Raw genomic sequence first — 12097 nt, 5'->3', positions numbered from 1 at the left:
TGGCGCCTTGCCCAAAATCCCTGTCGTTGTTAGAGTTTGCCGCACTTTTTTACCCACGCGTTGCCTAGGGTCCCTTTCCCATGTTCAAGAAACTGCGTGGCATGTTTTCCAGCGATCTTTCCATTGACCTGGGCACTGCCAACACCCTTATTTACGTGCGCGAGCGCGGTATCGTCCTGAATGAGCCATCGGTTGTGGCCATTCGGACACACGGTAACCAGAAAAGTGTCGTCGCTGTCGGCACCGAGGCCAAGCGCATGCTCGGCCGTACGCCGGGCAACATTGCTGCCATTCGTCCGATGAAGGACGGCGTGATCGCCGACTTCAGCGTCTGCGAAAAGATGCTGCAATACTTTATCAACAAGGTTCACGAAAACAGCTTTCTGCAGCCCAGCCCTCGTGTGCTGATCTGCGTTCCATGCAAGTCCACCCAGGTTGAGCGTCGTGCCATCCGTGAATCGGCCCTTGGCGCCGGTGCCCGTGAAGTGTTCCTGATCGAAGAGCCGATGGCGGCAGCGATCGGTGCCGGCCTGCCGGTTGAAGAAGCTCGCGGTTCGATGGTCGTGGATATCGGTGGTGGTACTACCGAAATCGCGCTGATCTCCCTGAACGGTGTGGTCTATGCCGAATCCGTACGCGTTGGCGGCGACCGCTTCGACGAAGCGATCATCACCTACGTGCGCCGCAACTACGGCAGCCTGATCGGCGAATCCACCGCCGAACGCATCAAGCAGGAAATCGGCACGGCCTATCCGGGCGGCGAAGTTCGCGAAGTCGACGTTCGTGGTCGCAACCTGGCCGAAGGCGTTCCACGTGCATTCACCCTGAACTCCAACGAAGTGCTGGAAGCTCTGCAAGAGTCCCTGGCAACCATCGTTCAGGCGGTGAAAAGCGCTCTGGAGCAATCGCCGCCGGAACTGGCTTCCGACATCGCCGAGCGTGGCCTGGTGCTGACCGGTGGTGGCGCGCTGCTGCGTGACCTGGACAAGCTGCTGGCCCAGGAAACCGGTCTGCCGGTAATCGTTGCCGAAGATCCGCTGACCTGCGTCGCTCGCGGCGGTGGCCGTGCATTGGAAATGATGGACAAGCACACCATGGACCTGCTCTCCAGCGAATAATCGCCGGGTGCAATACGTGGGTGAGCGCACAGGCAGCACTTTGCAGTGCTGCCTGTTGGCGTTTATCTTCTGTCAGTCTTCATCCAGGCCGGTTTGATGCCGTATGAATAAACAGAACATTTGCCTGGGAGGAGCGGCTTATTAAACCGCTTTTCGCCAAGGGCCCCTCATTGGGCGTGCGCCTGTTGGTGCTGGCCGTGCTGTCGGTCGCGCTGATGGTCGTTGATGCGCGCTTCAGCCTGCTTAAACCCGTACGCAGCCAGGCCTCGCTGGTGCTGATGGACGCCTACTGGATTACTGACCTGCCCGGACGGTTGTGGGAAGGTATCGCCAGCCAGTTCGGCAGTCGCACCGAGCTCGTCGCCGAAAATGAAAAACTCAAGTCGGAAAACCTGCTGTTGCAGGGTCGCATGCAGAAGCTTGCCGCCCTCACCGAGCAGAACGTCCGTCTGCGCGAGTTGCTCAATTCCTCCGCGCTGGTCAACGAGAAGGTCGAAGTGGCCGAATTGATCGGCATGGACCCCAACCCTTTCACCCATCGCATCATCATCAATAAAGGTGAGCGTGATGGCGTAGTGCTCGGTCAGCCGGTGCTCGATGCTCGCGGCCTGATGGGGCAGGTGGTCGAACTGATGCCGTACACCTCACGTGTGCTGCTGCTGACCGACTCGACCCACAGCATTCCCGTGCAGGTGAACCGTAACGGCCTGCGGGCGATTGCCAGCGGCACCGGTAACCCCGAGCGTCTGGAACTGCGCCACGTGGCGGACACTGCCGATATCAAGGAAGGTGATCTGCTGGTCAGCTCCGGTCTCGGCCAGCGTTTCCCGGCCGGTTACCCGGTGGCGACGGTCAAGGAAGTCATCCACGATTCCGGCCAGCCTTTTGCAATCGTCCGCGCCGTGCCGACCGCCGCACTCAACCGCAGCCGTTACCTGTTGCTGGTATTCAGTGACAACCGCACTGCCGAAGAGCGCGCCAACGATGCCGCGCAGGCTCAGGAAAACCTCGATGCCTTTGGTGGTGGTCCGGTGATTCCGTCCACGGTGCCGAAAATCGTCACCCCGCCAGCCTCATCCGCAACTCCTGCCACGACGACTCCGTCGGCTGCGCCTGCTGCCGGCACCACGCCGGCCAAACCTGCTGCGAGCAAACCGCCTGCAGCCACACCCGCGGCCAGCAAGCCACCGGCCAATCAGCCCGCTGCTCGACCAGCGGCCAAGCCGCCTGTCACTGCGCCGGCGACCACCGGGAGGCAAGAATAATGGTCGGAGCTACCGCATCGCGTAACGGCTGGATCGTCTGGCTGACGTTTATCGTCGGCATACTGCTCAGCGTGTCGCCATTGCCCATTTTCATGGAAATCCTGCGCCCGCTGTGGCTGGCCTTGCTCCTGACTTTCTGGGCTTTGTACCTGCCGCATACGGTCGGCATGGTCACGGCGTTCTGCCTGGGGCTGGCCGAGGACGTGCTGCAAGGCGATCTGCTCGGTCAGAATGCATTGATCCTGACACTGATCACGTTCCTCGTGCTGTCGTTGCAACAACGCCTGCGAATGTTCCCGATGTGGCAGCAGTGCCTGGTGATTCTGGTGATCTTCGGCCTCGCCCAGCTCGTACAACTCTGGCTCAGCGCCTTGACCGGCAACCGTCAGCCGACCCTCGCACTGGTCCTGCCGGCACTGGTCAGTGCCTTGCTCTGGCCTTGGGTCAGCTTCGCTTTGCGTGGATTGCGTCGGCGCTACAAAATCAACTGATTCGGTCAGGCATTTGCCCGTATCAGTGCCTTGCCTCGCAAATGAAGTTCTTTTTGGGCGAGCGGCTGTTGTTGCCAGACAAGGCGCCGTGACGAGTCATAGCGTGCTATGGCGAGGAACGGCAACGCAGTATGGCAACAACAGACGCCGACCAAAGGGAACAGCATTTGTGAGGCAGGGCACCAACAGGGAGATGTCTTGATGAAAAAGCTTTACCTCGCCTCAGGATCGCCGCGTCGGCGTGAATTGCTCACGCAGATCGGCATCCCGTTTACCGCCATCAGCGCGGATATCGATGAAACCCCTCTCGCCAATGAATCCCCATCGGCCTACGTCGAGCGCCTGGCGCGCGGCAAGGCCGAGGCCGGGCGGCGCGCCGGCGTTTCCGACGTAGCGTATTGCGTACTGGGCGCCGACACCGCCGTGGTGCTGGACGGCAAAATTCTTGGCAAACCGGTGGACGAAGCCGATGCATGCGCCATGCTGATGATGTTGTCCGGCAAGGAGCATGAAGTGCTGACGGCGATTGCCGTGCTCGACGGCGAGCGCATCGAGTCGCGGGTGGTGCGCAGTCTGGTGCGGTTCCGCTCGATCAGCCGCGAAGAAGCCGCCGCCTACTGGGCCAGCGGCGAACCCCGGGACAAGGCGGGTGGCTACGGCATTCAGGGGCTCGGCGCGGTGTTCGTCGCCGGCCTCAATGGCAGCTACTCGGCGGTCGTCGGCTTGCCGGTGTGCGAAAGCGCAGAACTGCTTGGCCATTTCGGCATACCCTGTTGGCAAAACCTGAACGCGCGATGAGCGTCGAACGGACAAGATGCGGCCATTATCGTGAACATGCCTGAACGAGACCCTGCCATGAGTGAAGAGATTCTGATCAACATCACGCCGATGGAATCGCGCGTGGCGGTGGTCGAAAACGGTGTGCTGCAAGAAGTGCACGTCGAGCGTACGCAAAAACGCGGGATCGTCGGCAACATCTATAAAGGCAAGGTGGTGCGGGTTCTGCCGGGCATGCAGGCGGCCTTCGTCGACATCGGCCTGGATCGTGCAGCCTTCATTCATGCCTCGGAAATTTCCCTGCGCGAAGGTCCTGCGGTGGAAAGCATCAGTGCGCTTGTACACGAGGGCCAGAGCCTGGTGGTGCAGGTCACCAAGGATCCGATCGGTTCCAAAGGCGCGCGGCTGACGACGCAGCTGTCGATCCCGTCGCGCTATCTGGTGTACATGCCGCGCACCGCCCACGTCGGCATTTCTCTGAAGATCGAAGACGAAGCCGAGCGCGAGCGCCTCAAGCAGGTGGTCAGCGATTGCGTGGCCAAAGAAGGCATCAAGGAGGCCGGCGGCTTCATTTTGCGTACCGCCGCCGAAGGTGCCGGGGCCGATGAGATCCTGATGGACATCCGCTACCTGCGCCGGCTGTGGGATCAGATCAACGAACAGATCAAGACCATCGGCGCACCGAGCGTGATCTATGAAGACCTTGGCCTGGCGTTGCGTACCCTGCGCGATCTGGTCAGCCCGAAGATCGAAAAGATCCGCATCGACTCTAGGGAAACCTTCCAGAAAACCACGCAGTTCGTCGCCGAACTGATGCCGGAAATCGCCGATCGTCTGGAACATTACCCGGGTGAACGACCGATCTTCGACCTGTACGGCGTCGAAGACGAAATCCAGAGAGCCCTGGAGCGCAAGGTGCCGCTGAAGTCCGGTGGTTATCTGGTGATCGATCCGGCGGAAGCCATGACCACCATCGATGTGAACACCGGGGCGTTCGTCGGTCATCGCAACCTCGAAGAAACCATCTTCAAGACCAACCTCGAAGCCGCGACCGCGATTGCCCGGCAGATGCGCCTGCGCAATCTGGGCGGGATCATCATCATCGACTTCATCGACATGGAAGATGAAGAGCACCAGCGTCAGGTACTGCGTACCCTGGAAAAACAGCTGGAGCGCGATCACGCCAAGACCAACATCATCGGCATCACCGAATTGGGCCTGGTGCAGATGACGCGCAAGCGCACCCGCGAAAGCCTCGAGCAAGTGTTGTGTGAACCGTGCAGCAGCTGTCAGGGCCGGGGCAAACTGAAAACTCCGGAAACCATTTGCTACGAGATTTTCCGCGAGATCCTGCGCGAAGCCCGGGCCTATCAGGCCGAGGGTTATCGGGTGCTGGCGAACCAGAAAGTGGTGGATCGCCTGCTCGATGAAGAGTCCGGTAACGTGGCCGAACTTGAAGGTTTCATCGGGCGCACCATACGCTTCCAGGTCGAAACCATGTATTCCCAGGAACAATATGACGTGGTGCTGCTCTGAACCCCTGCATCACCTTTTTCCTGAAACGGCTGGCCTCAGCTTTTTGCAGTATTTTTGCCATGGGAGCCAACTGACATGGAACGTCTGACACGCATTTTGGCTGCGCTGACCCGCTGGGGTCTGAGCCTGTGCGCGTTGGTTCTGGTATTGATGGCGTTGTACGTCAGTCTCGGCCGGGAACTCACGCCACTGGTGGCCGAATACCGCGCCGATATCGAAGACAAGGCCAGTGCTGCCTTGGGCATGCCGTTGCAGATCGGCGAGCTGGAAGGCAACTGGAGCGGATTTGCCCCGATCCTGCTGGCCCACGACGTGATGGTCGGCAGCGGCGCCAACGCCTTGCGCCTGGATCGGGTGCGCGCGGTGCCGGATCTTTGGGCCAGTTTGCTGGCCCGGGAAGTGCGCATCGCCCATCTTGAACTCAACGGTCTGAAGATCAGCCTCAAGGAAGGCGAAGACGGAAAGTGGGCGCTGGAAGGCTTGCCGGTGCAGCAGGATCAGCCCATGGATCCCGAACAACTGTTCAACCGCATGCAAATGATTCAGCAACTGTCGGTGCTCGACAGTCAGGTGACGTTGCAGCCGCTGGAGCAGGCGCCGCTGACCCTCACTTATGTCGGCCTCAATCTAAAGACCGGTTCCAGCCGCCAACGCCTCGATGCGCGCCTGACCCTGCCCGACGGTCAGCCTGTGGCGCTGAGCCTGCGCACACGCCTTCGTCCGAATCAGTGGCAGAACAGCGAAGTGGACGGTTATGCCAGCCTGCCGCAGAGCGACTGGTCGAAATGGCTGCCCGAGCGCCTGACTCAACAGTGGAATTTCTCCGCGATCAAGGCCGGTGGCGAGTTGTGGGTCAACTGGCGCGAGGGGGCGCTGCAAAGTGCCGCGATCCGTCTCAATGCGCCGCAACTGACCGGCGCCTACGCTGAACGCAAGCCGATCCAGATCAACAATCTGGCGCTCAATGGCTATTTCCAGCGCGGTTCCGAGGGAGCCATTGTCACGCTGGATTCGCTGGCGATGAATGTCGGCGAAACCCGTTGGGAATCCCATGTCCAGATCAAACAGACTGTCGCCAACGACAACACCGAAGAACTCTGGCATCTGCAGGCTGACCGGCTCGACCTGACGCCGATCACACCTTTGCTCAATGCCCTCGGCCCATTGCCCCAAGGCTTCGCCACAGTGGTCGAGCGCCTGAAAGTGACCGGCAGTCTGCGTAACGTGTTGCTGGATTTCCGGCCGAATGCCACCGACGACAGCAAATTCAGCTTCGCCGCCAATCTCGATCAAGTCGGCTTCGACGCCTACCACGGCGCGCCGGCGGCACGGAATGTCAGCGGCAGCCTTACTGGCAATCTCGGCGGCGGCGAGCTGCGCATGGACAGCAAGGACTTCGTCCTGCACCTCGATCCGATTTTCGCCAAGCCGTGGCAATACATTCAGGCCAACGCCCGGTTGACCTGGAAGCTCGATAAAGAAGGGTTCACCCTGATCGCGCCGTACCTGAAGGTGCTCGGCGAGGAAGGCAAGATCGCCGGCGACTTCCTGATCCGCCTGCACTTCGATCACAGCCAGGAAGACTACATGGATCTGCGGGTCGGTCTGGTGGATGGCGACGGTCGCTACACCGCCAAGTACCTGCCGCAAGTCCTGAGCCCGGCCCTCGACGAATGGCTGCGTACGGCGATTCTCAAGGGCGCGGTGGATCAGGGCTTCTTCCAGTATCAGGGTTCGCTGAACAAGAACGCCGGAGAAGCGGATCGCAGCATCAGCCTGTTCTTCAAGGTGCACGACGCCGAGCTGGCGTTCCAGCCGGGCTGGCCGCACGTGAGTAAGGTCAACGGTGATGTGTTCATCGAAGACAGCGGCGTGCGGATTCTGGCCAGCAAGGGTCAGTTGCTCGACACCCAGGTCAGCGATGTCTTCGTCAATATTCCCCATGTGCCGAGCGGCGAGCACAGTCATATGTTCCTCGACGGCAGCTTTGCCGGTGGGTTGGGCGATGGCTTGAAGATTCTTCAGGAAGCGCCGATCGGCACCGCTGACACTTTTGCCGGCTGGGAAGGCGAGGGTGACCTGCAAGGCAAGCTCAAACTCGATGTGCCGTTGGCCAAGGGCGATCAGCCGAAAATCCTCGTCGACTTCAAAACCGCCAATGCGCGATTGAAGCTGGCGGAGCCGAAGCTCGAACTGAGCCAGCTCAAGGGTGATTTCCGCTTCGACAGCGACAAGGGCCTGAGCGGTCAGAACATCAGCGCCAGGGCCTTCGATAAACCGGTCTCGGCGCAGATCTTCGCCGACGGTGCTCCCGGCCAGCTCAAGACCCGGGTCGCGGCGTCAGGGCAGGTCGAGGTCAAGAAACTCACTGACTGGCTGGGCGTGACTCAACCGTTGCCGGTGTCCGGGACGATTCCTTACCAGCTACAAGTGAATCTGGCCGGCGCCGACAGCCAATTGATGGTCAGTTCCAGCATGAAGGGTGTGGCGGTGGATCTGCCGGCGCCGTTCGGCATGGCCGCCGACGTGGGGCGTGACACGGTATTCCGCATGACCCTGCAAGGACAGGAGCGGCGTTTCTGGGTCAATTACGATCAACTGGCCAATTTCACCTTTGCCGCGCCACCGGGAAATTTTGCCGATGGTCGGGGCGAGTTGTTCCTCGGCGCCGGCGAAGCGGTGTTGCCGGGCAGCAAAGGTCTGCGAGTGCGCGGCGTATTGTCCGAGCTTGACGTCAAGCCCTGGCAGGACCTGCTGGACAAATACGCTGGCCAGGATCCGGGTGGCAACGCCAAGCAGTTGCTCAGCAGCGCGGATTTCAAGGTCGGCAAACTCACGGCCTTCGGCACCACGCTGGATCAGGCAGCCGTGCAAGTGAATCGCAAGCCCGGTGCCTGGGCACTGGCCCTCGACAGCCAGCAGGCCAAAGGCACGGCGGGCATTCCTGACGCCAAGGGCGCGCCGATTGCGGTGAACCTGCAATACGTGCGGTTGCCGGCGCCGGACCCGACGGTCCAGGCCGACGAAAACGCGCCGGATCCACTGGCTTCGGTCGATCCGACCAAGATCCCAGCGCTGGATATCACCATCAATCAATTGTTCCAGGGCCAGGATCTGGTCGGTGGCTGGTCGCTCAAGATTCGGCCGACCGCCAAGGGCATCGCCCTGAACAATCTCGATCTGGGCCTCAAGGGCATTCTTTTGCAGGGCAGCGGCGGCTGGGAAGGCGCGCCCGGTGCTACGAGCAGTTGGTACAAGGGTCGGATCGGCGGCAAGAATCTCGCCGATGTGCTCAAGGGCTGGGGCTTTGCACCGAGCGTGACCAGCGAAGAATTCCACATGGATGTCGACGGCCGCTGGCCGGGCTCGCCGGCGTGGCTGGCGACCAAGCGCTTCTCCGGCACCCTCGATGCGTCCCTCAACAAAGGCCAGTTTGTTGAAGTGGAGGGCGGCGCCCAGGCATTGCGGGTATTCGGTCTGCTCAACTTCAACTCGATTGGCCGGCGTTTGCGCCTAGACTTCTCCGACCTGTTCGGCAAAGGCTTGAGCTATGACCGGGTCAAGGGATTGCTGGTGGCGACCAATGGCGTGTATGTGACGAAAGAGCCGATCAAGTTGACCGGGCCTTCGAGCAACCTGGAACTGGACGGCACGCTGGATCTGGTGGGCGATCAGGTTGATGCCAAATTGCTGGTGACCTTGCCGGTGACCAACAATCTGCCGATTGCCGCGCTGATTGTCGGCGCACCGGCGGTCGGCGGTGCTTTGTTCCTGATCGATAAGCTGATCGGCGATCGCGTGGCCCGGTTCGCCAGCGTCAAATACACCGTCAAAGGCCCGTGGAAAGAGCCGAAAATCACCTTCGACAAGCCTTTTTGAACAGCCAGCCCCTGAACCGATGGAGTAGCATGGCCGCATACCTCTTGCGGAGTGCGCCATGTCTTTAGCGGTGATTCAAATGGTCAGCCAGAGCGATGTGCTGGCCAACTTGCGCGATGCCCGACGTTTGCTCGAACAGGCGGCCAATGCCGGTGCGAAGCTGGCCGTGCTGCCGGAAAACTTCGCGGCCATGGGCCGTCGCGACATCGCCGATATCGGTCGCGCCGAAGCGCTTGGCGAAGGCCCGATCCTGCCGTGGTTGAAACAGACCGCCCGAGACCTCAAGTTATGGATTGTGGCCGGCACCTTGCCGTTGCCGCCGGTGGGGCAGCCCGAGGCCAAGTCCCATGCCTGCTCGCTGTTGGTGAATGATCAGGGCGAAATCGTCGCGCGCTATGACAAGTTGCACCTGTTCGATGTCGACGTGGCGGACAATCGCGGCCGTTACCGCGAATCCGATGACTATGCTTATGGCAGTGGCGTGGTGGTCGCGGACACCCCGGTCGGGCGACTGGGCCTGACGGTGTGCTACGACCTGCGTTTCCCGGAGCTGTACAGCGAATTGCGCGCAGCCGGGGCTGAACTGATTACCGCACCGTCGGCCTTCACCGCGGTGACCGGTGCGGCGCACTGGGACGTGTTGATCCGTGCTCGGGCCATTGAAACCCAGTGCTATGTGCTGGCGGCAGCCCAGGGCGGGATACATCCAGGGCCACGAGAGACCTTTGGCCACGGGGCGATTGTCGATCCGTGGGGCCGCGTGCTGGCGCAGCAGGAGCAAGGCGAAGCGGTGTTGCTGGCCGAACGCGACAGTAATGAACAGGCGTCCATCCGGGCGCGAATGCCGGTGACGGGTCATCGGCGGTTTTTTTCGCAGGGCGCACAGCGACCTGCTTCAGAACACGAATTTAAGGCGTAAAACCTATGAGCGAGTTGTTGTCCTCAGTCAGTGATCACCTGTTGGCGCCCGGCGGCGTGACGATCGAGAGTCTGCAAGGCGTGCTCGGTGATCTGGCGGGTCCAGGCATCGATGCGGCCGACCTGTATTTCCAGGGGCAGATTTCCGAGTCCTGGTCGCTGGAAGACGGCATCGTCAAGGAAGGCAGTTTCAACCTAGACCAGGGCGTCGGCGTGCGTGCGCAGTCCGGCGAAAAAACCGGTTTCGCCTACAGCAACGCGATCACCCTCGAAGCCCTCGGCGCGGCGGCCCGCGCGGCCCGTTCGATTTCCCGCGCCGGGCAGAACGGCACAGTGCAGGCTTTCAGCAGCCAGGACGTCGCCCAGTTGTATGCGCCGGACAACCCGCTGGAAGTCCTGAGCCGCGCTGAAAAAGTCGAACTGCTCAAACGCATCGACGTGGCGACCCGCGCCCTCGACCCGCGTATCCAGCAGGTCAGCGTAAGCATGGCCGGGGTCTGGGAGCGAATTCTGGTGGCCTCGACTGACGGTGGCCTGGCTGCCGACGTGCGTCCGCTGGTGCGCTTCAACGTCAGCGTGATCGTCGAACAGAATGGCCGTCGCGAGCGTGGCGGTCACGGCGGCGGCGGGCGTACCGACTACCGTTATTTCCTCGCCGAAGACCGCGCCATGGGCTATGCCCGTGAAGCGTTGCGTCAGGCGCTGGTGAATCTGGAAGCGATTCCGGCACCGGCCGGCACCTTGCCGGTGGTTCTGGGTTCGGGCTGGTCCGGCGTGCTGCTGCACGAAGCGGTCGGTCACGGTCTGGAAGGCGATTTCAACCGCAAGGGCAGCTCGGCCTACAGCGGTCGCATGGGCGAAATGGTTGCCTCGAAACTTTGCACCATCGTCGATGACGGCACGTTGGCCGGTCGTCGCGGCTCCCTGAGCGTCGACGACGAAGGCACCCCGACCGAGTGCACCACGCTGATCGAAAACGGCGTGCTCAAGGGTTATATGCAGGACAAGCTCAATGCGCGGCTGATGGGCGTGGCCCGCACCGGCAACGGTCGCCGTGAATCCTACGCGCACCTGCCGATGCCTCGAATGACCAACACCTACATGCTCGGCGGCCAAAGCGATCCGGCGGAAATCATCGCCTCGGTGAAGAAGGGCATCTACTGCGCCAATCTTGGCGGCGGTCAGGTCGATATCACCAGCGGCAAGTTCGTGTTCTCCACCAGCGAGGCGTATCTGATCGAGGACGGCAAGATCACCGCGCCGGTCAAAGGCGCAACGTTGATCGGCAACGGTCCGGAAGCGATGAGCCGGGTGTCGATGGTCGGTAACGACCTGGCGCTGGACAGCGGCGTGGGGACTTGCGGCAAGGACGGGCAGTCGGTGCCGGTGGGTGTCGGTCAGCCGACCCTGAAAATCGATGCGATCACCGTGGGTGGCACAGGCGCATAAGAAGGAATGGAGCTTCGGGTGGCGCGCGGTGCGGCCACCCGGTGGCGAATATCAGCGCAGACCGCGTTGAGTCTCGTCCAGCTCACGGATGTACTTGAAGATCTTGCGGCTCGAGGCAGGAGGTTTGTTTTGCGCAACCTCGTGCTGGGCCTGACGGATCAGGGAACGCAGTTGCTGGCGGTCGGCGTCCGGGTAATCGACGACGAATTTCTCCAGCACGGCATCGTCACCGGCGATCAGGCGGTCACGCCAGCGTTCGAGGTTGTGGAAGCGCTCGTTGTACTGACGGGTAGAGGCATCGAGTTGATCGAGCAAAGTGAGAATCGCGTCAGTGTCCTGATCGCGCATCAGTTTGCCGATGAACTGCAAGTGCCGTTTACGCGCGATGTTCGCGGTGTGCTTGGGCGCATCGGCCAGGGCCCGGCGCAAGGCGTCGGTCAGTGGCAGTTTTGCCTGCAAGTCGGGCTTGAGCGTTGTAAGGCGCTCGCCAAGGTCAACCAGAGCATGCAGCTCGCGTTTGACCTGGGATTTGCTTTTTTCTCCCGTATCGAGGGAGTCGTCGTAAGAATCAACCATGGTGGCAGTCCGCAAAGAAACGCTGCCATGATAACCAGTCGGGGGCCGCTTGTCCGGCCCGGTCGCTCGAAGGCCCCAGCCGAAAGCA

General features: G+C 61.4%; 9 protein-coding genes. 8 read left to right on the top strand and 1 reads right to left on the bottom strand.

Going from position 1 to position 12097, the window contains the following annotated elements; translation table 11 throughout:
* Nucleotides 1-80 precede the first annotated feature (80 nt).
* The 8 genes from mreB (at nucleotide 81) to tldD (ending at nucleotide 11433) form a co-directional block, all read left to right on the top strand.
* Nucleotides 81-1118, top strand: a complete 1038-nt coding sequence (mreB, locus tag AWU82_RS18980) for a rod shape-determining protein MreB (RefSeq protein WP_002555108.1) — start codon at nucleotides 81-83, stop codon at nucleotides 1116-1118.
* A gap of 188 nt (nucleotides 1119-1306) precedes the next feature.
* Nucleotides 1307-2383, top strand: a complete 1077-nt coding sequence (gene mreC, locus AWU82_RS18975; protein ID WP_418333524.1) for a rod shape-determining protein MreC — start codon at nucleotides 1307-1309, stop codon at nucleotides 2381-2383.
* A complete protein-coding gene (mreD, locus tag AWU82_RS18970) occupies nucleotides 2383-2874 on the top strand; it encodes a rod shape-determining protein MreD (RefSeq protein ID WP_064382544.1) in 492 nt (163 codons plus the stop codon). The genes mreC and mreD overlap by 1 nt, the downstream gene beginning before the upstream one ends.
* 201 nt (nucleotides 2875-3075) lie before the next feature.
* Nucleotides 3076-3672 carry a Maf family protein gene (locus tag AWU82_RS18965; RefSeq protein ID WP_064382543.1) on the top strand — a complete coding sequence of 199 codons (597 nt, stop codon included), beginning with the start codon at nucleotides 3076-3078 and terminating at the stop codon, nucleotides 3670-3672.
* Between the two features lie 57 nt (nucleotides 3673-3729).
* Nucleotides 3730-5187: a ribonuclease G gene (gene rng / locus AWU82_RS18960; RefSeq protein WP_064382542.1), complete on the top strand. Its 1458-nt coding sequence runs from the start codon at nucleotides 3730-3732 to the stop codon at nucleotides 5185-5187.
* A gap of 75 nt (nucleotides 5188-5262) precedes the next feature.
* Nucleotides 5263-9066 (top strand): YhdP family protein, encoded by a 3804-nt coding sequence (locus AWU82_RS18955; RefSeq protein WP_064382541.1) that lies wholly within the window; start codon nucleotides 5263-5265, stop codon nucleotides 9064-9066.
* Nucleotides 9067-9124: 58 nt separating this feature from the next.
* Nucleotides 9125-9985: a carbon-nitrogen hydrolase family protein gene (locus tag AWU82_RS18950; RefSeq protein ID WP_064382540.1), complete on the top strand. Its 861-nt coding sequence runs from the start codon at nucleotides 9125-9127 to the stop codon at nucleotides 9983-9985.
* A gap of 5 nt (nucleotides 9986-9990) precedes the next feature.
* Nucleotides 9991-11433, top strand: a complete 1443-nt coding sequence (gene tldD / locus AWU82_RS18945) for a metalloprotease TldD (protein WP_064382539.1) — start codon at nucleotides 9991-9993, stop codon at nucleotides 11431-11433.
* 51 nt (nucleotides 11434-11484) lie between these two features.
* Here tldD and yjgA read toward each other — a convergent pair whose 3' ends face one another.
* Nucleotides 11485-12009, bottom strand: coding sequence for a ribosome biogenesis factor YjgA (gene yjgA, locus AWU82_RS18940; protein WP_007953598.1), 525 nt, complete (start codon nucleotides 12007-12009; stop codon nucleotides 11485-11487).
* Nucleotides 12010-12097 lie beyond the last annotated feature (88 nt).

This window comes from Pseudomonas glycinae, assembly GCF_001594225.2.
GTDB lineage: Bacteria > Pseudomonadota > Gammaproteobacteria > Pseudomonadales > Pseudomonadaceae > Aquipseudomonas > Aquipseudomonas glycinae.
This window is presented reverse-complemented; position numbering and strand designations above follow the sequence as displayed.

What these genes read in the sequence shown, in the direction of transcription:
- mreB (WP_002555108.1), top strand. Translation starts at nt 81, where the DNA reads ATGTTCAAGAAACTGCGTGGCATGTTTTCCAGCGATCTTTCCATTGAC.
- mreD (WP_064382544.1), top strand. Translation starts at nt 2,383, where the DNA reads ATGGTCGGAGCTACCGCATCGCGTAACGGCTGGATCGTCTGGCTGACG.
- AWU82_RS18965 (WP_064382543.1), top strand. Translation starts at nt 3,076, where the DNA reads ATGAAAAAGCTTTACCTCGCCTCAGGATCGCCGCGTCGGCGTGAATTG.
- rng (WP_064382542.1), top strand. Translation starts at nt 3,730, where the DNA reads ATGAGTGAAGAGATTCTGATCAACATCACGCCGATGGAATCGCGCGTG.
- AWU82_RS18955 (WP_064382541.1), top strand. Translation starts at nt 5,263, where the DNA reads ATGGAACGTCTGACACGCATTTTGGCTGCGCTGACCCGCTGGGGTCTG.
- AWU82_RS18950 (WP_064382540.1), top strand. Translation starts at nt 9,125, where the DNA reads ATGTCTTTAGCGGTGATTCAAATGGTCAGCCAGAGCGATGTGCTGGCC.
- tldD (WP_064382539.1), top strand. Translation starts at nt 9,991, where the DNA reads ATGAGCGAGTTGTTGTCCTCAGTCAGTGATCACCTGTTGGCGCCCGGC.
- yjgA (WP_007953598.1), bottom strand. Translation starts at nt 12,009, where the DNA reads ATGGTTGATTCTTACGACGACTCCCTCGATACGGGAGAAAAAAGCAAA.